This window comes from Pseudomonas sp. 2822-15, from assembly GCF_002742515.1.
In the GTDB taxonomy this organism is placed as follows: Bacteria; Pseudomonadota; Gammaproteobacteria; order Pseudomonadales; family Pseudomonadaceae; genus Aquipseudomonas; species Aquipseudomonas salomonii.
On the sequence record NZ_LJRY01000187.1, the window covers coordinates 48,647 to 69,959 of the forward strand.

Here is a 21,313-nt window from a genome sequence, read left to right on the forward strand (position 1 = left end):
GACCTTTGATCGCGTTATTGCCAAATCGCTGGTTGAATGCGAAATAAATGCTAAGAAACGCTATACGGACAGGCTAAAATGCGCGCCCGGCTAACCGCTGATCCCTTTTCCATGCGCCCCACAAGGTTCGCTACGTGATCGAGTTTCATAACGTCCATAAAACCTACCGCGTCGCCGGTAAGGAAATCCCCGCACTGCACCCCACCAGCCTGCGCGTCGAGAACGGCCAGGTGTTCGGCCTGATTGGCCACTCCGGTGCGGGCAAAAGTACCCTGCTGCGCCTGATCAATCGCCTGGAACAGCCAAGCGGCGGTCAGATCAACGTCGACGGTGAAGAAGTCACCGCCCTGGACGCCAACGGCCTGCGCCGTTTTCGCCAGCAAGTCGGGATGATCTTCCAGCACTTCAACCTGCTGGCGTCCAAGACCGTTGCCGACAACGTGGCGCTGCCACTGACCCTGGCCGGCGAATTGTCGCGTAAAGACATCGACCTGCGCGTGGCTGAGTTGCTCGCCCGCGTGGGCCTGTCGGACCATGCCAGGAAGTACCCGGCGCAGTTGTCCGGCGGCCAGAAGCAGCGTGTCGGTATCGCCCGCGCCCTGGCGACCAAGCCAAAAATTCTGCTGTGCGACGAAGCCACCAGCGCCCTCGACCCGCAAACCACCGCCTCGGTGCTCAAACTGCTGGCCGAGATCAACCGCGAGTTGAAGCTGACCATCGTGCTGATCACCCATGAAATGGACGTGATCCGCCGCGTGTGCGATCAGGTGGCCGTGATGGACGCCGGCGTGATCGTCGAGCAAGGCTCGGTGGCCGAGGTGTTCCTGCACCCCAAGCACCCGACCACCAAGCGCTTTGTACAAGAAGCCGAGCAAGTCGACGAAGGCGAGCAGCATGATGTGTTTGCCCATGTGCCAGGCCGCATCGTGCGCCTGACGTTCCAGGGCGAAGCGACCTACGCGCCATTGCTGGGGACCGTCGCCCGCGAAACGGGCGTGGACTACAGCATCCTTGCCGGTCGAATCGACCACATTAAAGATACCCCCTACGGGCAACTGACCCTCGCCGTGACCGGTGGGGACATGGACGCCGCCTTCGCCCGCTTTACTGCGGCAGACGTCCACATGGAGGTTCTGCGCTAATGGAAGTCCTGTTGAGTTTCTTCGCCAATATCGACTGGTCCGAAATATGGCTGGCAACCGGCGACACCATGACCATGCTGTTCGGTTCGCTATTCTTCACCGTAGTGCTGGGCCTGCCGTTGGGCGTGCTGTTGTTCCTGACCAGCCCGCGCCAGCTGTTTGAACAAAAAGGCCTGTACGCGCTGCTGTCGCTGATCGTGAACATCCTGCGTTCGCTGCCGTTCATCATCCTGCTGATTGTGATGATTCCGTTCACCGTACTCATCACCGGCACTTCACTGGGGGTGGCCGGCGCGATCCCGCCGCTGGTGGTAGGTGCGACGCCGTTCTTTGCGCGCCTGGTGGAAACGGCCTTGCGTGAAGTGGACCGCGGCATCATCGAGGCCACGCAGTCCATGGGCGCCAGCACGCGTCAAATCATCACTAACGCGCTGCTACCCGAAGCTCGCCCTGGCATTTTCGCAGCGATTACGGTGACGGCTATTACACTGGTTTCCTACACGGCCATGGCCGGTGTGGTGGGCGCCGGTGGTTTGGGTGACCTGGCGATCCGCTTCGGTTATCAGCGTTTCCAGACCGATGTGATGGTGGTCACCGTGGTGATGCTGTTGATCCTGGTGCAAATTCTGCAAACCGTCGGCGACAAGCTGGTGGTGCATTTTTCTCGAAAATAACGGCCATTGCCGGCCCCCGCCGGCACATGCCCGAACAAGGAGCTTGTTGGATGAAAAAACTACTGGTTGCTTTCGCCGCCGTTGCCGCGTTTTCTGCCCATGCTGCCGAGACTATTACAGTCGCTGCATCGCCGGTGCCCCACGCGGAAATCCTCGAATTCGTGAAGCCTGCACTCGCCAAAGAAGGCGTGGACCTGCAGGTCAAAGTTTTCACCGACTACGTGCAGCCAAACGTACAAGTGGCTGAAAAGCGCCTGGACGCCAACTTCTTCCAGCACCAGCCGTATCTGGATGAGTTCAACAAAGCCAAGGGCACTCACCTGGTGAGCGTTGGCGCGGTACACCTGGAACCCCTGGGCGCCTACTCCAGCAAGTTCAAAAAGCTGGAAGACCTGCCAAGCGGCGCCAATGTCGTGATCCCGAACGACGCCACCAACGGCGGCCGCGCCCTGTTGCTGCTGGCCAAGCACAACCTGATCACCCTGAAGGACCCGACCAACATCCTGTCGACCATCAAGGACATCACCGCCAACCCGAAAAACCTGAAATTCCGCGAACTGGAAGCCGCGACCCTGCCGCGCGTGCTGACCCAGGTCGACCTGGCGCTAATCAACACCAACTACGCTCTGGAAGCCAAGCTGGACCCATCCAAGGATGCGCTGGTGATCGAAGGCAACGACTCGCCTTACGTGAACATCCTGGTGACCCGCGAAGACAACAAAGATTCGGACGCCGTGAAGAAGCTGGTTGCAGCCCTGCACACGCCAGAAGTGAAAGCGTTCATTCTTGAGAAGTACAAAGGCGCGATTCTGCCGGCGTTCTGATCCAGAGCTACACCGTAAACCTAATGTGGGAGCGGGCTTGCCCGCGATAGCAGAGTGTCAGTCACTGAAGATGTTGACTGGCCGGCCGCTATCGCAGGCAAGCCAGCTCCCACATTTGTTTTGTGTTGTGATCATTCCCACGCTCCGCGTGGGAATGCAGCCCGGGACGCTCTGCGTCCCGCTGTTGAGGTCGTGACGCAGAGCGTCACAGGAGGCATTCCCACGCAGAGCGTGGGAACGATCATCCTGCTGACCCGCCGCTATCGCAGGCAAGCCAGCTCCCACATTTGTTTTGTGTGGCTTTTGCTGTCAGCGCAGGGCCGGTATCACCTCATGGGTTAACCATTGGCGCAGGCACCGATTCTCCGGGTAATAGTGGTAGATAAGCAGCGCGTAGACACCAGACTCACTGACCATCAACGTCGGCGCACAGTGGCCATGAGTAATCAGCGGCAGGGTGTGTTGTTGGTCGGGATCGAGCTTGCGCAGTAACGCCGGGTTTAGGTGCAGGCCCATCAGGTGGCCGATGTCGCAGGCGCTGAACCATGGCTGGTCTTCTATCAGCACGGCGTGCAGCTGGTGATGGTGGCGGGTGAAGACTTTGGGTGTGATCGGTGGATCAGGGGTAAGTGTTTGCATTGGGACAACTCCGGGTATAAACAGGAGCTGCCAACAGCCTTCCTACGGGCATGGGTGGCAGCCATACGCGGGGTAGGAACCGAGTACCCGGGGATCTCAGCCACGTCGAAACGTGCCCGCGCATAGCCGCCGCGACTGATAGTACGGGCACAAAAAAAACGCCGCAATCAGACGATGGCGCTATGACGCCAAGGGTACATAAAAGGGTTCCTACGCCCTGTCACTGAATTTGCAGCGACAGGCCAAAGACTAGCCACCCCAAGACCGTCCAACAAGTTCACGCACAGCGCGATAACACGTGGGAAATCTCCGACGACACCCTGTTCAAACTTTGCACAAATCCCCTGTGGGAGCTGGCTTGCCTGCGATGGCGGTGGATCAGCAACTGAGATACAAGCTGGTCCACCGCCATCGCAGGCAAGCCAGCTCCCACAGGTGATTTGTGTAGTTTGCTAGGGAGGCGAGTGATCGTTCCCACGCTCCGCGTGGGAACGCAGCCCGGGACGCTCTGCGTCCCGCTGTTGAGGTTGCGACGCAGAGCGTCACAGGAGGCATTCCCACGCAGAGCGTGGGAACGATCATTTGCGCTGTAGCAAACCCGGCAACTGCGCCACCAGCTTTTGATTATTCAGCGGCGCACGAATAAACCCACGCTGCGTCCCATCCGGGCCGATCAGCGCCAGGTTGCCGCTGTGGTCCACGGTGTAGTTGGGCTTGCTGGTATCGGCCGGAATAAACGGAATGCTCACCGCGTTCGAAACCTTCTGCACATCCTCCACATTCGCACCGGTCAGGCCTTCGAACTGCGGGTCGAAATAGCCCAGGTACTGCTTGAGCTGGGTCGGTGTGTCGCGGTTCGGGTCAACGCTGACCAGGATCACCTGCAACTTATCCACCGCCTCTTTAGGCAGCTCGCTCTTGATCTGGCGCAGTTGCGCGAGGGTGGTCGGGCAGATGTCGGGGCAGAAGGTGTAGCCAAAAAACAACAGGCTCCATTTGCCTTTCAACTCGTTGACCACCACCGGCTGGCCGTCCTGATTGGTCATGGTTACCGGCGGCAGCTGGCGGCTTTGCGGCAGCAGGATAATGCCGGCGTCGATCAGTGCGGTAGGGTCGCCCTGGCCTTTGCCGCTGAGCACTTTGTTAACGGTCAGGCCCATGATCAACGCGACGATGGCCACCAGGATAAAGACGGTTTTTTGAGTTCGAGTCATAGGTTCAACAATAGGTAGTGGTCGACGAGCAGCGCGATAAACAGCAGCAGCAAGTACCAGATAGAGTACTTGAAGGTGTTGATCGCCGCGTGCGGCTTGCTGCCACGGTACAGCACCCAGGCCCATTGCAGAAAGCGCCCGCCCAATACCAGCGCACACGCCAGGTACAGCAGGCCGCTCATATGGATCACATAAGGCATAAAGCTCACCGCCAGCAGGGCGAAGGTGTAGAGCAGGATATGCACCTTGGTGTAGTGCTCGCCGTGGGTGACCGGCAGCATCGGGATATCGGCCTTGGCGTATTCCTCTTTGCGGTGAATGGCCAGGGCCCAGAAGTGCGGCGGGGTCCAGGCGAAGATGATCAGCACCAGCAGCAGCGGCTCGGCGCTGACATGCCCGGTAACCGCGACCCAGCCGAGCAGCGGCGGCGCCGCACCGGCCAGGCCGCCGATCACGATATTTTGTGGCGTGGCGCGCTTGAGAAAGCCGGTGTAGATCACCGCGTAACCCAGCAAAGAGGCCAACGTGAGCCAGGCCGCCAACGGGTTGGTAAACGCCAGTAACAAGGCCAAACCTGCAACGGCCAGAAACAATGCAAACACCAATGCCGCCACGGGTGACACGCGCCCTTCTGCCAACGGCCGTTTATGGGTGCGCGCCATCACCGCGTCGATGCGCCGATCCACCACATGGTTGACCGCTGCCGCGCCACCGGCGCACAGGGCTATACCCAAATTGCCGAACACCAGCACCGTCCACGGCACCCCGGCGCGGGTCGCGAGGAACATGCCCACCAAGGACGTGATGAGCATCAGCACCACCACTTTCGGCTTGGTCAGCTCCAGGTAATCCCGCCAGATCGCCTGATCGTGACGCGCGCCGATCAAGGTCGCCATGGCATCTCTCCTTTAAGGGTGATGAGGCCCGACACGTGTTTGCGCGGGATAAAACGCCAGCCAAACGGCAGCTGATTGCGCACCCGCACCAGGCTGGTTCGGGCGTGGTAATTGACCAGCACCAGCGTCAGCAATAAACCCGCCCCACCGGCGTTGTGCCCGACCGCCACCGGCAGTGGCAAGCCGAACGCCACATTGCTCACGCCCAGGCAGATTTGCGCCGCCAGGGCGATCAACAGCAAGCCTGCCAGCCGCGTCATGCCCACGGCGCGCAATTGCCAGGCCAGGCCCAGCAACACCAGCGTCACCAGTACCGCGCCGATGCGATGGGTCAGGTGGATGGCCGTGCGCGCTTCACTGTCGAGCTGGCCGCCGAGGTAATTGGGGCCGATATGCTGAGTGAGGTGAAACCCGTTGGCAAAGTCCGCCGCCGGCCACCACTCGCCATGGCACGTCGGCAGGTCGACACAGGCCACGGCCGCGTAGTTGGAACTGACCCAACCACCCAACGCGATCTGCCCGATCACCAGCACCAACCCAGCTGTCGCCCAATATTGCAGGCGCTTGGGTACGATCAGCGCGGGCAACACGCCGGACAGTCGCAAGGTGAGTAAAAACAACAGGCTCAATGTGGCAAAGCCGCCGAGCAAATGCCCCGTGACCACTTGCGGCCACAGCTTCAATGTCACCGTCCACATACCGAACGCCGCCTGGGCAAACACCACCGCCAACACAAACAGCGGCAATTTCACTGGCTGCCCCGGATCACGCCGATGGCTCCACGAACGCGCCGCCAGCAGCAGGATCAGCAAGCCCAAGGTGCCGGCAAAGTAGCGATGGGTCATCTCGGCCCAGCCCTTGTCGGCCTCTACCGGCGTATCGGGAAAATGCAGCTCGGCATGCGCCAGCTGGGCTTCGCTTTGCGGCACGCTGATAAACCCGTAGCAGCCGGGCCAGTCCGGGCAGCCGAGGCCGGCGTGGGTCAGGCGCGTATAGGCGCCGAGCAGCACGACCAGCAGCGCCAGCAAGGTGGCAAACAACGCGAGGCGAAATCCAGGTTTGGCCATGACGATGCCCTTATCCGATGTTCGACAGTTTCAGCAGCAGGCGCAGGTCGTTGAGCAAGTCCTTGCCCTTGACCTTGGCGTCGTAGCGCAGCACCAGGTTGCCGTGGGGGTCGACGATCCACAGTTGCGCCTCACCCGGCGCGGCCGCGTTTTTACTGAAGGTGGTCAGGTCCAGCGGGTAGCGCTGCAGTTGCGGGTATTCGGCCTTGAGCTTGGCGTCGTAATCCGTGCTCACCGGTTGCGCGCCGGCCAGTGCATGACTGGCGCGCGAGGCATCGCGGCCCAGGCTGATTTGCAGCTGGCGCGCCAGGTACACCAGTTGCCGGCAGTCGGCGGCGCAGGCGGTGGGCGCGGTAACCAGCAGTTGCCAACGTTCTTCATCGGCCTGCACGCCGATGTCGGCGCGGGTCTGGCCGTTGCCGATCATCTCGCCGTGGTAGCTGCGGCTGTCGGGCACCCAGAACTGCAACTTGTACATAAAGGTGGCCAGCGCCATCGGGCCGATCACCATCATCAAAATCAGAATCAGCTGCCAGCGGCCTTTGCGCCGGTCGGGCGCCTCAGACGTGCTGGGTGGATTCATGGCCGCTCCCATGGGGTTTCTCCTTTTTGTTATGCCATCCGAGGTAGAGGTAAAGCGCCAGCAACGCCAGTGCCATGGCGAACCACTGCACGGCGTAGCCCAAGTGTTTTTCCGGGCCCATGGCGACCACCGGCCAGGTCGTGTCGTAGGTGCCGGGGCCAGGCTCGGCGCGCAGCTCAAAGGCGAAACCGCTGCGGCCCAACTCCGCCCAGAGCGCGGCGGGATGCAGCGCAGTCAGCAAGCGCGGCCATTGCGTGGTGGCGGGGTCGGCGTGCAGTTGGAAGGTTTCGCCGGGGGCGACGTACACCCAGGCATCCAGATTCAACGGTTGTTCAGGCGTGGTGAACACGGGCGGCGTGCGCCGATCCGGCCAGGGCAGCCAGCCGCGATTGAGTAACAGCCATTCGCCGCTGGCCTGGTCATGAAAGGGCTGCAAGAGCTCAACACCGGGCTTGCCGTCGCGCATACGGTTGTCGAGCAGCACGCTGTGTTCGGCGTCGAATTGGCCGCGCAGGCGCACACGGCGAAAGGCCGGGTCAGCCATGCCCTGAAGCTGAACGCTGCTGACCGGCTCAGCCACGCGCCGTTCGGCATAGCTGTCCACCAGCCGCTGTTTTTCATGCCCGCGAGCCAGTTGCCAGAACCCCAAACCCACCATCAACGGCAGTAATACGAGCACCACCAGCGTGGGAACGAGCCCTGGGCGAAAGTCTTTTATGGCGCTGGCTATACTTGTTTTCATTGCCCGCCTTTTCATTGCCCGCCCATCCGAATGGAACCTGACCATGCTCAAAGCAGCCATTGCCCTGATGCTGATCGCGACTGTCGTGAGCCTGTTCAGTGGCTTGTTCTTTCTGGTCAAGGACGAGGGCAACTCCAACCGCCTCGTCACTGCCTTGACCGTGCGTGTTGTACTGGCCGCGATCACCGTGGGCTTGATCGCCTGGGGCTTTTTCAGCGGCCAGTTGGTCTCTCATGCACCGTGGTAAAACGCCTCACAGCACATAAACGAAGAAAAACAGGCCGATCCACACCACATCCACAAAGTGCCAATACCAACTGGCCGCCTCGAAACCGAACTGGTGCTCGGCGTTGAAGTGCCCCTTGAGGATGCGCATCAGCATCACGAACAGAATGAGGGTGCCGATGGTCACGTGGGCGCCGTGAAAGCCAGTGAGCATGAAGAACGTCGCGCCGTACACGCCCGAGCCGAGGGTCAGGCCCAGCTCTTTGTAAGCGTGCATGTACTCCTCGGCCTGAAAGCCCAAAAACGCCCAACCCAGCAGCACGGTCAGCGCCAGCCAGATTTTCAGCGCACCGCGATGGCCTTTGCGCAACGCGTGGTGGGCGATGGTGATGGTCACGCTGGAGCTGACCAGCAAGATCGTATTGACCAGCGGCAGGCCCCACGGGCTGATGGTGCCTTCGGGCGGCGGGTACAGTTTCGGGTCAGGGTTGTTGAGCAGCGGCCAGGCAAATTCGAAGTTCGGCCACAGCATGTGCGCGACGCCCTTGGAGCCTTCGCCCGCCAGCCATGGCGCGGACATATGCCGCACGTAAAACAGTGCGCCGAAGAACGCGATAAAGAACATCACCTCGGAAAAGATGAACCAGGTCATGCCCCAGCGGAACGAGCGGTCCATCTGCGCGCTGTACAAACCCGCGCGGCTTTCCTTGATCACCGCGCCGAACCAGCCGAACAGCATGTAGGCCAGCAACAGCCCGCCGACGAAAAAGATCCACGGGCCGTGGGATTCCGGGCGCGCTGCCTTGAGGTCGTTGAACCACACGGCCAGGCCGTACACCGTGATCAACATGCCAAACGTAGCAATTATTGGCCATTTGCTTTGCTCTGGTACGTAGTACGTATCATGAGACGACATGTATTCGCTCTCCTGATTGAGGGGGCAAACAGTAGCTAGCCGCCGGTACGGACGGCCACCGGCGGTTGGCGCGCAGTGATGTCAAACAGCGTGTATGCCAGGGTCAAATGCTTCACATCCTTGGGCATGGCGCGATCGACGATAAAGCGCACGGGCATTTCAATGCGCTGACCTGGCTGCAGCACTTGCTGGGTGAAGCAAAAACATTCGGTCTTGTGGAAATACATCGCCGCTTCGGCCGGGGAAATACTCGGTACAGCCTGGGCAGTCATGGGTTTGTCAGTGGGGTTGTAGGCCACGAACAGCATCTCGGTGACAGCGCCGGGGTTGACCACCACCTCATCGGCTTTGGAGTGGAATTCCCAGACCATGTCGATGGCATTGGTGGACATGAACTGCACGCGCACCTGACGCGTAGGGTCCACCAACTGCTCACCTTCGTACTGCCCGGCGGTCTTGCCGTTGATGCCGAATGCCTTGCACATCACGTCGTAGATCGGCACCAGGGCAAAGCCGAAGGCGAACATGGCCACAACCAGGATCAGCAGGCGCGTGACCAGGCGCTTGATGGGGACGGACTCAAGCATGGCGCTCACCCAAGGCGAATGCGGTCCATGTGGGAGCGGGCTTGCTCGCGAATGCGGTAGGCCAAACAACTTTTGCGGCGACTGACACACCGCATTCGCGAGCAAGCCCGCTCCCACACTGACGGTGTTCACAGCGCGATAAAGCGTTCACTTGACCTCCGGCGGCGTCGTAAACGTGTGGTACGGCGCAGGCGAGGGGACGCTCCATTCCAGGCCTTCAGCGCCATCCCACGGCTTGGCCGGCGCCGGCGGGCCGCCACGGATGCACTTGATCACGATAAACAGGAAGAAGATCTGCGTGGCGCCGAACATGAACGCGCCAATCGAGGACACCATGTTGAAGTCGGCGAACTGCAGGTTGTAGTCCGGCACCCGGCGCGGCATGCCGGCCAGCCCCACAAAGTGCATCGGGAAGAACGCCATGTTCATGCCCACAAAAGACAGCCAGAAGTGCAGCTTGCCCAGGGTTTCGTCGTACATGTGGCCGGTCCATTTCGGCAGCCAGTAGTAGGCCGAGGCGAAGATGCCGAAGATCGCGCCGGGCACCAGTACGTAATGGAAGTGTGCCACCACAAAGTAGGTGTCGTGGTACTGGAAGTCCGCCGGGGCAATCGCCAGCATCAGCCCGGAGAAACCGCCGATGGTGAACAGAATCACGAAGGCCACGGCAAACAGCATCGGTGTCTCAAAGGTCAGCGAGCCTTGCCACATGGTGCTCACCCAGTTGAACACCTTTACGCCCGTGGGCACTGCGATCAGCAGCGTGGCGTACATGAAGAACAACTCGCCCACCAGGGGAATGCCCACGACGAACATGTGGTGCGCCCACACGATGAACGACAGGAACGCGATGCTCGCCGTGGCGTAGACCATTGAGGTGTAGCCGAACAGCGGCTTGCGCGAAAAGGTCGGGATGATCGAGCTCACGGCGCCAAACGCCGGCAGGATCATGATGTACACCTCGGGGTGGCCGAAGAACCAGAACACATGCTGGAACAACACCGGGTCACCGCCACCGGCCGCACTGAAGAAGCTGGTGCCGAAGTGAATGTCCATCAACATCATGGTCACGCAACCGGCCAGCACCGGCATCACCGCGATGAGCAGGAAGGCAGTGATCAGCCAGGTCCAGACGAACAGCGGCATTTTCATCAAGGTCATGCCCGGCGCGCGCAGGTTGAGGATGGTGGCGACCACGTTGATTGCGCCCATGATCGAGCTGATGCCCATCAGGTGAATGGCAAAGATGAAAAACGTCACGCTTTCCGGCGCGTAAGTGGTGGAGAGCGGGGCGTAGAAGGTCCAGCCGAAGTTCGGCCCGCCGCCCGGCGTAAACAACGTCGAGACCAGCAGCAGGAAAGCCGCAGGCAACAGCCAGAAACTGAAGTTGTTCATGCGCGGCAAGGCCATGTCCGGCGCGCCGATCATCAGCGGGATCATCCAGTTGGCCAGGCCGACAAACGCCGGCATCACCGCGCCAAACACCATGATCAGGCCGTGCATGGTGGTCATCTGGTTGAAGAACGCCGGCTGCACAATCTGCAGACCGGGCTGGAACAACTCGGCGCGAATCACCATGGCGAACGAGCCGCCGAGCAGAAACATGGTGAAGGCGAACCACAGGTACATCGTGCCGATGTCTTTGTGGTTGGTGGTCAGCACCCAGCGCATCAAGCCTTTGGCGGGGCCGTGGGCATGGTCGGCATGACCATGGTCGATCACAGTGCTCATGGCCGTTCTCCTGCAAAGGAAGGGGCTGTGCGGTTCAGGGCATACGCAGTTGAGGCCGTCATTTGCTTTCCGCCTGTTTCAGAGTCAGCACGTCTTTGGGCGTGACCATGTCGCCTTTGTTGTTGCCCCAGGCGTTGCGCTCGTAGGTGACCACGGCGGCGATATCGACTTCCGACAGCTGTTTGCCGAACGCCGCCATGGCGGTGCCGGGCTTGCCGAAGTACACGCGGTGCAGGTGATCTTCCTTGGGCCCGATGGCAATCGGCGAGCCTTTGAGCGCCGGGAACATCGGCGGCAGGCCCTGGCCTTCGGCCTGGTGACAGGCCACGCAGGTGGTGTGGTAAACCTTGTCGCCACGCGCCACCAGTTCGTCCAGCGTCCACTCTTTGGAGGTCAGTTCCTTGAGTTTGGCGGCCTCTGCTTTGCGCTCGCCCAGCCAGGTGTCGTAGTCAGCCTTGGATTTGACCTCGACCACAATCGGCATGAAACCGTGGTCCTTACCGCACAGCTCGGCGCACTGGCCACGGTAGATGCCGGGCTTCTCGACCCGGGTCCAGGCCTCGTTGACGAAGCCGGGGATCGCATCGCGCTTGACCGCAAAGGCCGGCACCCACCAGGAGTGGATCACGTCGGCGGCCGTCACCAGAAAGCGCACCTTGGCGCCCACCGGCAGCACAAGCGGCTGGTCGACTTCGAGTAAATAGTGCTCGCCTTTGGTGGCCTGGTTATGGATCTGCTCGGCGGGCGTGGCCAGGTTGCTGAAGAACTCCACGTCCTGGCCCAGGTATTTGTAGTGCCACTTCCACTGATAGCCGGTGACCTGGATATCGATATCCGACTCACTGCTGTCGTAGATGTTGATCAGGGTTTTGGTTGCCGGGATGGCCATGGCCACCAGGATCAGCAAGGGCACTACGGTCCAGAGGATTTCCACGGTGGTGCTCTCGTGGAACTTGGCCGCCACCTGGCCCGTGGACCGGCGGTGCAGGATCATCGACCAGAACATCGCGCCAAACACGACGATGCCGATCACCACACAGATCCAGAAAATGGTCATGTGCAGGTCAAACACGGCGTGACTGACTTCAGTAGCCCCTGGCGCCATATTCGTTGTCCAGGCGGCGTGCGCCTGGCCGAATACTGACCACAACAGTAGGCCCATCCAAACGTGTGGATGTCGCGTCATTGCGGGTTCCCCTTTATGTTTCTTGTTATCCCGCCGGTTTGCACCTGCGGCGAAGGGAGCGGCTTCCATACTGCTTACAACCGCCAAGCCTTGCCTGCGTCATGCAGTTGGGCGTCATCAGCTAATTGCGTACAAATCCGAGTATAGACAGCCGGGGCAACCCCGCAATGTGTAGGGGCAAATGAGCAGAAACAGACAGGCGGCCCCAATAAAACCGGGGGCGCAAACGTTTATCCGACGAACGATGGCATTTCGATATAACGCACACGCATAACCATGAAATAATTATGACAAATGCATCTTAGGCGCTCGTATAAACGAGCTACCTTATCCTCTCCTTTTCCTACGCCTGTTTCACTGGAGCCTTCATGAACACCGCCGCATTGCGCGAGCAGATTTCCCGTGCCCATCAACACGAAGCCACTACGGGCCAGCTTGCCCTGCAACTGGAAAAACAATTGCCGCACCTGCATTCGGCCATCTCCCTGGCTGACGGTGATAGCAACATTGTCATGTCCCGCTTTGTCACTGCCTACATCGAACTGGTTCCGGACTTGCTGGAAGCCGCCAACGATGTGGCCCGCGAAGCCGGTATCGAAAGCCAGATCAAACCGGTGCTGAAAATCGCCGAGCATTTCTTCCTGCAGCCGCCTGCAATCCTGGCCGGCCATGAAGGCCTGGACGGCCTGCTGGATGAGGCCTACCTGGCTCACCGCTTGGTTGAAGAGGTCAACGACCTGTATATCAAGCATTTCGGCCAGCCGTTGATTCCGGCAGATACCACCGTCGCCAACTTGATTGCCCATCAACTGATCGGTGAGCAATTCGCCAATCAGCTGGATGAAGCCGTGCATTTGGCGGTGGATGAGATGCTCAACGAAGAGAGCTTTGCGCTGGAGTCGGTTGAGGCGTATCGCGAAACACTCAAGAGCCCGAACACGGAAGCGGCGTGGAAGCGCTGGCCGTGCCTGTCGCGGCAACTGGGCGTTGAGTTGTCGCTGGATCAGCCAGCCTGATTTTCCGAGTGAACATAGAACCACTGTGGGAGCCGGGCTTGCCCGGCTCCCACAATTTTTTGTGGAATTCAGACAGGCGCCGAACCTATCCCCACCGTCGTCCGCACCCGGCCTTCGAGCCTGCGCTTCAACCCCCGCGCCTCGATCACCAGCGTCGAGCCCTTGGCCGCATTCGCACGGCCCCATTCCTCCAGCAACTCCAGACACGAATGGTCGATGTAGCTCAGGTTGCTCAGCGGCACATGCAAGGTGGTCCCCGCAGGCACCGTCGACAGCACCTGAGTCAGCGCCGGCACTTTCAGGAAGGTCGCCGCACCGGTCAATCGCAGCTCCATCTCACCGTCCTGGGGCAAATCGATCAGGCTGACTTTCAATCGCGAAGCTTTAAACGCGAGCTTCAGCAATGTGAGCCCGAAGCCCACCAATACGCCGGTCAACAGGTCGGTAAAGATGATCGCCAGTGCCGTGGCGGCGTAGGTAAACATCGGCATCCGCCCATAACGGCCCAGCGCGCGAAACGCTTTGACGTCCACCAGCTTGATCCCGGTGTACACCAGCACGCCCGCCAAACTTGCTACCGGAATGCTTTGCAGCACACTCGACAGCAGCAACACAAAGCCCAGTAGCCACACACCGTGGAACATCGCCGACAGCCGCGTAGTGGCGCCGGCCTGCACGTTGGCCGAGCTTCGCACGATCACGCCGGTCATCGGCAAGGCGCCAACCAAACCACAGAGCATGTTGCCCACACCTTGGGCAGACAGTTCCTTGTCGAAATCCGAACGCTGGCCGCTGTGCATCCGGTCGACCGCTGCCGCAGACAGCAGGGTTTCGGCGCTGGCAATAAACGCCACGGCGAAGGCGGCGATCAGCAGTTGCGGATCGGCCAGGTTCAGCAGGTCGCTGGGGCGTAGCCAGTCGATGGCGTCGGCGAGATTTTCCGGCACCTCTACGCGCTTGACCTGCAACGCCAGCACCAGGCTGGTTACCGTCGCCAGGCCCACGCCCAGCAAGGCACCCGGTACGAAACGCAGTGTTTGCGGACGGAATTTATCCCAGCAGTACATCACCAGCATGGTCGAAAGGCCCAGCAAGCCCGCCTGCCAACCAAGACCACCGCCCAGCGTCGGGATCGCTTCGGCCACGGCCGCCGGGAAGCCCGCCAGGTTATCCAGCCCCGAGGGCTTGGGCGCGCCGTCGAGCATCACATGCACCTGCGACAGCACAATCAATACGCCGATGCCTGCCAGCATGCCGTACACCACCGCCGGCGCCGTGACCCGGAACCAGCAGCCCAGGCGCAAGCGCCCGGCCACCAGTTGCAGGAAACCCGCCAGCAACAGAATCGGCCCCAGCATCATCATCCCGTGCTGGCGCACCAGCTCGAACACCAACACCGCCAAACCCGCCGCAGGGCCACTGACCTGCAGCGGCGAGCCCGCCAGCCAACCCACCACCAGGCCACCGATAATCCCGGTGATCAGCCCCTTGGCCGGCGGCATGCCGGACGCGATCGCAATACCCATGCACAAGGGCAGGGCGACCAGAAACACAACCACCGAGGCCAGCAGCTCCCGTGGCAATACAGCTTTCAATTGAGCAGCACGCATGATGGCTCTCCCGAGGGATTCGCCGGGCGCGGCAAAGCCTGGCTGCATCCATGGCAGCCACCGCTTGACCCGGCAGGGAAGTGTTTTAGAAGCGCGCTCTAGGCGTCGCGCAAGGAATCGGCTCGGTGCCGTTCAGCGGTCTGAATGCCGCCTGGTCTGCATCGTAAGCGCGGATTTCGCTGGTCTCGATGTTGTAGATCCAACCATGGATAAACAAATGACCATTGGCCATGCGCGAAGCCACGGAAGGGTGGGTACGCAGATGCTGCAACTGGGCGATGACGTTTTCTTCGGTCAGCACCTTCATGCTCTCGCCTTCATTGGCGCAATCGCAGTTGTCTTCGACCATGGACTTGGCGACTTCGGCGTGACGCAACCACGCGCGTACCGTCGGCATTTTTTCCAGGCTGTCAGGGTTGAGTACCGCGCGCATGGCGCCGCAATCGGAGTGCCCGCACACGATGATGTGCTGTACGCCCAGGGCGAGTACCGCGTACTCGATGGCGGTGGAAACCCCGCCGTTCATCTGACCGTAGGGCGGCACCACGTTGCCGACATTACGCGTCACGAACAAATCGCCGGGGGAGCTTTGGGTGATCAGCTCCGGCACGATGCGCGAGTCGGCACAGGTAATAAACATCGCCCGTGGGCTCTGGGCCGTGGCGAGTTTCTTGAAGAGTTCTTCCTGCTGCGGGAAGACGTCGTGATGGAAATGCAAAAAGCCGTCAACGATGTGCTTTAACGCTGCATCGGCAGACTCCGCCACCTGAGGGGCTGAAGCCGACGCAGCCAACGGCTGTTTATCCTTGTCACTCATGATTCATCCTCTTGATTAATGCAGGGGAGTGTTCAGGTCAGTTCGACGTCTGGCCATCGGAAAAGTTGAAAAACTAAACAACCCAAGGCGCCGACTCATCAGTCACTCGCTGAACAAGGTAACCGCCGAAACTTAACTCAAACTGAATGAACCGCTCTAGAACGCGGGTTGCAGTGATGTCAAAACGCGACTATTCCTACAGAATGACGCCATCGTTCTCTTCAGTTTACAACAATGCCATCTGCCTGCCCGGCGGGCAAAACGCCGTACAATCCAGATTAAACCCTTCCCGTCGATTGAGCCCCAGCCGCTTGATCGCCTTGTTGAAACGCTGTGCCAGCAAATCGGCAAACGGCCCCTCACCACGCATGCGCACGCCGAAACGGCTGTCATACACCTCGCCGCCGCGCACCTGACGCACCAAGCTCATCACATGGGCCGCGCGTTGCGGGTAATGCGCCGCCAGCCATTCCTCGAACAGCGGCGCCACTTCCAGCGGCAGCCGCAGCATCATGTAGGCGGCGCTCTGCGCACCGGCAGCGTGGGCTTCGGTCAGCAGGCTTTCCAGCTCGCTGTCGTTGATCATCGGGATCATCGGCGAGCACAGCACACCCACCGGGATACCCGCCTCGCGCATCACCCGAATCGCCCGTAAACGCGCCTTGGGCGCCGCCGTGCGCGGCTCCAGGATGCGCTTGAGCTCATCGTCCAGGCTGGTGAGGCTGATCATCACCGCCACCAGCCGCTGGCGCGCCAATTCGGTGAGCAGGTCGAGGTCGCGCAAGATCAGCGAGCCCTTGGTGATGATGGTCACCGGGTGCCGATAGCGCAGCAGCACTTCGAGGGTTTGCCGGGTGATTGTGTAGTCGCGCTCGATAGGCTGGTACGGGTCGGTATTGGAGCCCAGGTTGATCGGCGCACACACATAACCTGGCTTGGACAGCTGTTGCTCCAGCACCTCCGCGGCGTTGGTCTTGGCAATCAGTTTGGTTTCGAAATCCAGCCCTGGCGACAGGTCCCAATAGGCATGGCTGGGCCGCGCATAGCAGTAGATGCAGCCATGCTCGCAGCCGCGATAGGGGTTGATGGAGCGGTCGAACGGCAAATCCGGCGAGTTGTTGCGGGTGATGATGCTCTTGGCCGTTTCGATACGCACTTCGGTGCCCTGGGTCGGCGGCACTTCCTGGAACCAGCCGTCGTCTTCGGCCACGCTGACGGTCGGCGCAAAGCGGTTGTGCAGGTTAGTGGCCGTGCCCCGGCCACGGGGCGGCAGCGCAGTAGTCATGAAAACGCCTCGATACTGTTTTTATATACAGTATCGAGGCGCGAGGTTTCTGACCAGTGCCGTTTGGCGGCCAGGGCAGGATCAGTGCTTTTGCGTCACCTGCCCCAAGTCGTCATCCGACGTGGTGCGCATATCGCTCTTGCGCAGGTCTGCCACCTCACTGGCTTTGACCGGTGCGCCTTGATTGCCCCAGCTGCCACGGACGAAACTGACCACATCCGCGACTTCCTGGTCCGACAGCCGCCACGCGAACGCCGGCATGGTGAAGGTCGACGGCGCTGTGTGGGTGGCCGGCAAGGTGCCGCCGTTCAACACGATGTTGATCAACGAGGTGGCGTCCGCCGTCTGCAACACCGGGTTACCCGCCAGCGCCGGGAACACCCGCGTGTAGCCATGGCCGTCGGTACGGTGGCACGCCGCGCAGTTGTCGATATACACCGACGCGCCCGGCTTGCTGTCGTCGCCTTTCCACAGCGCCTCGGCCACCTGCTTGTCGTATTGATGCGGCTGGTCCTTCGGGTCCACCGCCGGCAGGCTCTTGAGGTATCGCGCAATCGCGGTGAGGTCGTCCTGGGACATGTACTGCATGCTGTGCACCACCACATCACTCATGCCACCAAACACTGCACTGCGGTCACTGCGGCCGGTCTTGAGGAACTGCACCAACTGCTCCTCGCTCCAGCTGCCAAGGCCGTCCTTGTGGTCGCCGCGCAGGCTTTTCGCGATCCAGCCTTCCAGCGGCGCACTGCCGGACAGGAACGCGTCGCCGTCAGTCGCGCTGAGGGCTTTTTCCTGCATGGTCAGGGCACGCGGGGTGTGGCAGGCGCCGCAATGGCCGAGGCCTTCAACCAGATAGGCACCGCGAGCGACCACCGGGTCGGCTGCGGCTTGCACCTGATGCTCCTCGACCGCCGGCGCGAACATCCAGCGCCAGGCCGCCAACGGCCAACGCATGCTCAAGGGCCAGGGAATATCGCTGTCCTTGTTCTCCTGGGCGACGGGCTCCACGCCCTTCATGAAGTATGCATACAACGCCTGCATGTCGCTGTCGCTGACACGCGCGTAGGACGGGTACGGCATCGCCGGGTAAAGCGTACTACCGTTCTTGGCGACGCCATGGCGCACGGCCTTGTCGAAGTCTTCGAAGCTGTAGTCGCCCAGGCCGGTTTTGTCCGGGGTGATGTTGGTGGAATAGATCACGCCGATCGGGGTTTCCATCGGCAGCCCACCGGCGAAGGGTTTGCCACCCTTGGCGGTGTGGCAGGCCACGCAGTCACCGGCGCGGGCCAGGTATTCGCCCTGCTTGATCAAATCGTTTTCAGCCGCGCTCACTGAGCAACTGCTGAACAGGGCAAAACTCGCGATAACAAGTGCTTTCATGGTCATCGCTCCTTAAGCCTGAACCAGTGGGCCGGGGTTTTTCAAGTACTGCTCGCGGATCGCCCGCGCCGACCAGTAGGCCAGCGCTGCCACCAGGCCGGTAGGGTTGTAGCCCAGGCCTTGTGGGAAAGCGGATGCGCCTGGGACAAACACGTTGTGTACATCCCAGCTTTGCAGGTAACGGTTCAGCGCACTGGTTTTCGGGTCGGTGCCCATGATCGCGCCACCATTGAGGTGGGTGGTCTGGTAGGACGCGGTGTTGAATTGTTCACCGACTTTTTTGCCCAGCACAGCAATGGCCTTGGGGTTCATCGCCGCGGCGACCTTGCCCATTTTCTCCATCATGAAGCGGTTCATCTTGATGTCGTTTTCCTGCCAGTCGAACGTCATCCGCAGCAGCGGCAGGCCGTAGGAGTCGCGGTAAACCGGGTCCAGATCCAGGTAGTTGCTCCGGTAGGATTGATGCGCGCCATGGGAGTCCATCGACACTTGGTGGGTGTAGTAATCGGCGGTGGCGCGCTTCCAGGCGCTGCCCCACGCCGGCGTGCCCGGCGGGTTGGACGTACCGGCAATCGGCCGGCTGCCGGCCTGGTTGACCCACATCGGCGAGCCGCCCACGAAGCCGTGCGGGCCGTGGTCGAAGTTGTCCGCGTTGAAGTCATCGATGGCCACGCCATTGCCACCCGCACCGATGAAGTTGTTGGTGTGGGTGTCCTTGTCGAAAAAGGCCTTGATGGTGCCCATGTTCTGATAGGCAAAGTTGCGGCCCACCACGCCCTCATTGGTAATAGGGTCGTAAGGTTTGCCGATGCCCGAGAGCAACATGAGGCGCACGTTGTTGAACTGGAAGGAGGCGATGATCACCAGGTCCGCAGGCTGCTCGCATTCGCGGCCCTGGGCGTCGATATAGGTCACGCCGGTGGCCTTGCTCTTGGTGCTGTCGAGGTTGACCTTGAGCACGTGGGAATTGGCCCGCAGCTCAAAGTTCGGCACCTGACGCAGCGCCGGCAGGATGTTTACGTTCGGCGAAGCCTTGGAGTACATGTAGCACACGTAACCACTGCAGAAACCGCAGAAGTTGCACGGCCCCATCTGCGCGCCGTAAGGGTTGGTGTAGGGCCCCGAAGTATTGGCGGACGGCAGGTTGTAGGGTTTGTAGCCGACGTCGGTAGCCGCTTTCTGAAACAACTGCGCAGACACGGTGTTTTTCTGCGATTCCAGCGGGAACGGGTTGGAGCGGTCCGGCGCATAGGGGTTGCCGCCACGACCTTCGCCGACCCGTTGGCCTTTGACGGTCCAGGCCTGGCCGGAGGTGCCGAAGACTTTCTCGGCGTAGTCGAAAAACGGCTCCAGCTCTTCATAGCTCACGCCGAAGTCCTGGATGGTCATGTCTTTGGGGATGAAATTTTTGCCGTAGCGCTCTTCATAGTGGCTGCGCATGCGCAATTCGATCGGGTCGACGCGAAAATGCACGCCTGACCAGTGCAAACCCGCACCGCCCACGCCATTACCCGGCAAGAACGCACCCAACTGACGGTTGGGCAGGGCGACGTCATTCACGCTGTGGCGAATGGTCACCGTCTCCTTGGAGATGTCCTGAAAGAGTTTTTTACGCACGCTGTAGGTCAGTTCGTCGATGACCTGGGGATAGTTGCCATCCGGGTAGGTGTCCTGCATCGGGCCGCGCTCCAGCGCTACCACGTTGAGGCCAGCTTCCGTCAGCTCCTTGGCCATGATCGCGCCGGTCCAGCCGAAACCGACGATCACCGCGTCCACTTTCTTCATGATGGTCGCCACGTTTATGCCCTCTCGCCGCGAATGGAAACAGCCGGGAAGGGGTATTGCTCGTTGCGTTCAACCCAGTCCATGAAATCGGCGCGGGCGCCGGGGAAGCCGATCATGGTCCAACCGACCATGCCTTTGTTGCCACCGTGGATCGGGTCGCAGAAGAAGCCTTCCTTGGTGTTTTGCAGCAACAGGTTGAAGAACATCTTGGCCGGTACGGCCTCGAAATGCGCGGTCATCTCGCCGCCGCCCGCCTCCATACGGCGCAGCATGTCATCCTGGGTAGCGCTGTCTTGCGCAGCAAAAGCTTTACCGTTGAACGCCTTCGACCACGCGTCCGTGGCGGCAATACCCAGGCGATAGATGTCTTTGGGCACCAATTTGCTCTGCCAGCCCATCTCTGGCGCCGCATCGGCGTTGAACGGGCCTTGCATGAACCACAGCGCGCCAGCGGCATACGGCGTGTTCATCTGGCGGTCGATGTATTCCGGCGCGCCGGCTTCCAGGGCGCCTGGGCCTTGGGCATCCGCGGGAATCAGGCGGGCGACGGCAGCGTTGATAAACGCCCACTCTTCGGCGGTGAAGTAACTCGGCTCGTAGGCTTTGTCGCTGGCGGGCGTTTTGGCGGACGCGGCCTGCACCGGCTCCGGTGTGGCCATCAGCATCGAGCCGCCAAGGCCGGTGCTGGCAACCGTGACCACCGGGATCAAGGTCAAGGATTTGCGTAAAAAGTCACGCCGCGGGTTGTCCTGATCTTGATCAGACATAGGTACACCTCATCATGTGGTCACGGGTTTATCCACCGCTTCTGGGAGCAGCGTGATGGTTTGCCAGAGCATTGGATCCAAAGGGATAGCACACACTGGCAATCAATAGTTACAAATGATAGCAGCCTAAGCATTAAGAGAAATCGATTCAGCGCGAAAAACAGCGGATCAGATGGGCGGATTCACGATTCTTTGACAGCTGCCTCACACAGCATTGACCCCTCGCA

The 21,313-nt window shown here is 60.7% G+C and carries 21 protein-coding genes; 5 read left to right on the forward strand and 16 right to left on the reverse strand.

Annotation, left to right across the window (positions count from 1 at the left end; genetic code table 11):
- Positions 1 to 134 precede the first annotated feature (134 nt).
- Genes AOA59_RS14985 through AOA59_RS14995 form a run of 3 tightly spaced genes read left to right on the forward strand, consistent with a single transcriptional unit; the run spans position 135 to position 2,640 of the window.
- The gene (locus AOA59_RS14985; RefSeq protein ID WP_099488104.1) at positions 135 to 1,142 is read left to right on the forward strand and encodes a methionine ABC transporter ATP-binding protein; all 1,008 of its coding nucleotides are present in this window, start codon (positions 135 to 137) and stop codon (positions 1,140 to 1,142) included.
- Entirely contained in the window at positions 1,142 to 1,816 is a 675-nt protein-coding gene (locus AOA59_RS14990) for a methionine ABC transporter permease (protein ID WP_099488106.1), read from the forward strand. Before AOA59_RS14985 ends, AOA59_RS14990 begins: the two co-directional genes overlap by 1 nt.
- Before the next feature lie 50 nt (positions 1,817 to 1,866).
- Positions 1,867 to 2,640 (forward strand): MetQ/NlpA family ABC transporter substrate-binding protein, encoded by a 774-nt coding sequence (locus AOA59_RS14995; protein ID WP_099488108.1) that lies wholly within the window; start codon positions 1,867 to 1,869, stop codon positions 2,638 to 2,640.
- 309 nt (positions 2,641 to 2,949) lie between these two features.
- On the opposite strand, the gene AOA59_RS15000 is transcribed toward AOA59_RS14995, so the two are convergent.
- The 6 genes from AOA59_RS15000 to AOA59_RS15025 all read right to left on the reverse strand — a co-directional run bounded on the left by AOA59_RS15000 (position 2,950) and on the right by AOA59_RS15025 (position 7,781).
- Positions 2,950 to 3,279 (reverse strand): Bro-N domain-containing protein, encoded by a 330-nt coding sequence (locus AOA59_RS15000; protein ID WP_069785814.1) that lies wholly within the window; start codon positions 3,277 to 3,279, stop codon positions 2,950 to 2,952.
- A gap of 578 nt (positions 3,280 to 3,857) precedes the next feature.
- Positions 3,858 to 4,493: an SCO family protein gene (locus AOA59_RS15005; RefSeq protein WP_056861000.1), complete on the reverse strand. Its 636-nt coding sequence runs from the start codon at positions 4,491 to 4,493 to the stop codon at positions 3,858 to 3,860.
- Positions 4,490 to 5,389: a heme o synthase gene (gene cyoE, locus AOA59_RS15010; protein ID WP_099488110.1), complete on the reverse strand. Its 900-nt coding sequence runs from the start codon at positions 5,387 to 5,389 to the stop codon at positions 4,490 to 4,492. The genes AOA59_RS15005 and cyoE overlap by 4 nt, the downstream gene beginning before the upstream one ends.
- The gene (locus AOA59_RS15015; RefSeq protein ID WP_065931976.1) at positions 5,377 to 6,456 is read right to left on the reverse strand and encodes a heme A synthase; all 1,080 of its coding nucleotides are present in this window, start codon (positions 6,454 to 6,456) and stop codon (positions 5,377 to 5,379) included. Before AOA59_RS15015 ends, cyoE begins: the two co-directional genes overlap by 13 nt.
- A 10-nt stretch (positions 6,457 to 6,466) precedes the next feature.
- Positions 6,467 to 7,051, reverse strand: coding sequence for a hypothetical protein (locus AOA59_RS15020; protein WP_099488112.1), 585 nt, complete (start codon positions 7,049 to 7,051; stop codon positions 6,467 to 6,469).
- Positions 7,017 to 7,781 (reverse strand): SURF1 family protein, encoded by a 765-nt coding sequence (locus AOA59_RS15025; protein ID WP_065931978.1) that lies wholly within the window; start codon positions 7,779 to 7,781, stop codon positions 7,017 to 7,019. Before AOA59_RS15025 ends, AOA59_RS15020 begins: the two co-directional genes overlap by 35 nt.
- Before the next feature lie 43 nt (positions 7,782 to 7,824).
- On the opposite strand from AOA59_RS15025, the gene AOA59_RS15030 reads away from it, so the two are divergent.
- Positions 7,825 to 8,028 carry a twin transmembrane helix small protein gene (locus AOA59_RS15030; protein ID WP_016969525.1) on the forward strand — a complete coding sequence of 68 codons (204 nt, stop codon included), beginning with the start codon at positions 7,825 to 7,827 and terminating at the stop codon, positions 8,026 to 8,028.
- Positions 8,029 to 8,034: 6 nt separating this feature from the next.
- Here AOA59_RS15030 and AOA59_RS15035 read toward each other — a convergent pair whose 3' ends face one another.
- The 4 genes from AOA59_RS15035 to coxB form a co-directional block, all read right to left on the reverse strand.
- Positions 8,035 to 8,922, reverse strand: a complete 888-nt coding sequence (locus AOA59_RS15035) for a cytochrome c oxidase subunit 3 (protein ID WP_099488114.1) — start codon at positions 8,920 to 8,922, stop codon at positions 8,035 to 8,037.
- Between the two features lie 35 nt (positions 8,923 to 8,957).
- The gene (locus tag AOA59_RS15040; protein ID WP_056860996.1) at positions 8,958 to 9,509 is read right to left on the reverse strand and encodes a cytochrome c oxidase assembly protein; all 552 of its coding nucleotides are present in this window, start codon (positions 9,507 to 9,509) and stop codon (positions 8,958 to 8,960) included.
- Positions 9,510 to 9,656: 147 nt separating this feature from the next.
- Positions 9,657 to 11,240, reverse strand: coding sequence for a cytochrome c oxidase subunit I (gene ctaD / locus AOA59_RS15045; protein WP_003187339.1), 1,584 nt, complete (start codon positions 11,238 to 11,240; stop codon positions 9,657 to 9,659).
- A gap of 58 nt (positions 11,241 to 11,298) precedes the next feature.
- Entirely contained in the window at positions 11,299 to 12,426 is a 1,128-nt protein-coding gene (coxB, locus tag AOA59_RS15050) for a cytochrome c oxidase subunit II (protein ID WP_099488116.1), read from the reverse strand.
- Positions 12,427 to 12,794: 368 nt separating this feature from the next.
- Here coxB and AOA59_RS15055 point away from each other — a divergent pair, with 368 nt between their 5' ends.
- Positions 12,795 to 13,442: a hypothetical protein gene (locus AOA59_RS15055; protein ID WP_065931981.1), complete on the forward strand. Its 648-nt coding sequence runs from the start codon at positions 12,795 to 12,797 to the stop codon at positions 13,440 to 13,442.
- A gap of 68 nt (positions 13,443 to 13,510) precedes the next feature.
- Here the strand turns inward: AOA59_RS15055 and AOA59_RS15060 are convergent, their stop codons facing one another.
- From AOA59_RS15060 to AOA59_RS15085, 6 genes are all read right to left on the reverse strand, one after another.
- Positions 13,511 to 15,052 carry a SulP family inorganic anion transporter gene (locus tag AOA59_RS15060; protein ID WP_099488118.1) on the reverse strand — a complete coding sequence of 514 codons (1,542 nt, stop codon included), beginning with the start codon at positions 15,050 to 15,052 and terminating at the stop codon, positions 13,511 to 13,513.
- Between the two features lie 85 nt (positions 15,053 to 15,137).
- Positions 15,138 to 15,869 carry a carbonic anhydrase gene (locus AOA59_RS15065; RefSeq protein ID WP_065931983.1) on the reverse strand — a complete coding sequence of 244 codons (732 nt, stop codon included), beginning with the start codon at positions 15,867 to 15,869 and terminating at the stop codon, positions 15,138 to 15,140.
- A 226-nt stretch (positions 15,870 to 16,095) separates the two neighbouring features.
- On the reverse strand, positions 16,096 to 17,154 hold the full coding sequence (locus tag AOA59_RS15070) for a PA0069 family radical SAM protein (RefSeq protein WP_056860991.1): 1,059 nt from the start codon (positions 17,152 to 17,154) through the stop codon (positions 16,096 to 16,098).
- A gap of 81 nt (positions 17,155 to 17,235) precedes the next feature.
- Positions 17,236 to 18,534 carry a cytochrome c gene (locus AOA59_RS15075; RefSeq protein ID WP_099488120.1) on the reverse strand — a complete coding sequence of 433 codons (1,299 nt, stop codon included), beginning with the start codon at positions 18,532 to 18,534 and terminating at the stop codon, positions 17,236 to 17,238.
- A 12-nt stretch (positions 18,535 to 18,546) separates the two neighbouring features.
- Positions 18,547 to 20,331 carry a GMC family oxidoreductase gene (locus AOA59_RS15080; RefSeq protein ID WP_099488122.1) on the reverse strand — a complete coding sequence of 595 codons (1,785 nt, stop codon included), beginning with the start codon at positions 20,329 to 20,331 and terminating at the stop codon, positions 18,547 to 18,549.
- Positions 20,332 to 20,333: 2 nt separating this feature from the next.
- Entirely contained in the window at positions 20,334 to 21,086 is a 753-nt protein-coding gene (locus AOA59_RS15085; RefSeq protein ID WP_099488123.1) for a gluconate 2-dehydrogenase subunit 3 family protein, read from the reverse strand.
- Positions 21,087 to 21,313 lie beyond the last annotated feature (227 nt).

What these genes read in the sequence shown, in the direction of transcription:
- AOA59_RS15020 (WP_099488112.1), bottom strand. Translation starts at nt 7,051, where the DNA reads ATGGGAGCGGCCATGAATCCACCCAGCACGTCTGAGGCGCCCGACCGG.
- AOA59_RS15030 (WP_016969525.1), top strand. Translation starts at nt 7,825, where the DNA reads ATGCTCAAAGCAGCCATTGCCCTGATGCTGATCGCGACTGTCGTGAGC.
- AOA59_RS15000 (WP_069785814.1), bottom strand. Translation starts at nt 3,279, where the DNA reads ATGCAAACACTTACCCCTGATCCACCGATCACACCCAAAGTCTTCACC.
- AOA59_RS15070 (WP_056860991.1), bottom strand. Translation starts at nt 17,154, where the DNA reads ATGACTACTGCGCTGCCGCCCCGTGGCCGGGGCACGGCCACTAACCTG.
- AOA59_RS15060 (WP_099488118.1), bottom strand. Translation starts at nt 15,052, where the DNA reads ATGCGTGCTGCTCAATTGAAAGCTGTATTGCCACGGGAGCTGCTGGCC.
- AOA59_RS15055 (WP_065931981.1), top strand. Translation starts at nt 12,795, where the DNA reads ATGAACACCGCCGCATTGCGCGAGCAGATTTCCCGTGCCCATCAACAC.
- AOA59_RS15015 (WP_065931976.1), bottom strand. Translation starts at nt 6,456, where the DNA reads ATGGCCAAACCTGGATTTCGCCTCGCGTTGTTTGCCACCTTGCTGGCG.
- AOA59_RS14990 (WP_099488106.1), top strand. Translation starts at nt 1,142, where the DNA reads ATGGAAGTCCTGTTGAGTTTCTTCGCCAATATCGACTGGTCCGAAATA.
- AOA59_RS14995 (WP_099488108.1), top strand. Translation starts at nt 1,867, where the DNA reads ATGAAAAAACTACTGGTTGCTTTCGCCGCCGTTGCCGCGTTTTCTGCC.
- AOA59_RS15085 (WP_099488123.1), bottom strand. Translation starts at nt 21,086, where the DNA reads ATGTCTGATCAAGATCAGGACAACCCGCGGCGTGACTTTTTACGCAAA.
- AOA59_RS15035 (WP_099488114.1), bottom strand. Translation starts at nt 8,922, where the DNA reads ATGTCGTCTCATGATACGTACTACGTACCAGAGCAAAGCAAATGGCCA.
- ctaD (WP_003187339.1), bottom strand. Translation starts at nt 11,240, where the DNA reads ATGAGCACTGTGATCGACCATGGTCATGCCGACCATGCCCACGGCCCC.
- AOA59_RS15040 (WP_056860996.1), bottom strand. Translation starts at nt 9,509, where the DNA reads ATGCTTGAGTCCGTCCCCATCAAGCGCCTGGTCACGCGCCTGCTGATC.
- AOA59_RS15005 (WP_056861000.1), bottom strand. Translation starts at nt 4,493, where the DNA reads ATGACTCGAACTCAAAAAACCGTCTTTATCCTGGTGGCCATCGTCGCG.
- cyoE (WP_099488110.1), bottom strand. Translation starts at nt 5,389, where the DNA reads ATGGCGACCTTGATCGGCGCGCGTCACGATCAGGCGATCTGGCGGGAT.
- coxB (WP_099488116.1), bottom strand. Translation starts at nt 12,426, where the DNA reads ATGACGCGACATCCACACGTTTGGATGGGCCTACTGTTGTGGTCAGTA.
- AOA59_RS15025 (WP_065931978.1), bottom strand. Translation starts at nt 7,781, where the DNA reads ATGAAAACAAGTATAGCCAGCGCCATAAAAGACTTTCGCCCAGGGCTC.
- AOA59_RS15075 (WP_099488120.1), bottom strand. Translation starts at nt 18,534, where the DNA reads ATGAAAGCACTTGTTATCGCGAGTTTTGCCCTGTTCAGCAGTTGCTCA.
- AOA59_RS15065 (WP_065931983.1), bottom strand. Translation starts at nt 15,869, where the DNA reads ATGAGTGACAAGGATAAACAGCCGTTGGCTGCGTCGGCTTCAGCCCCT.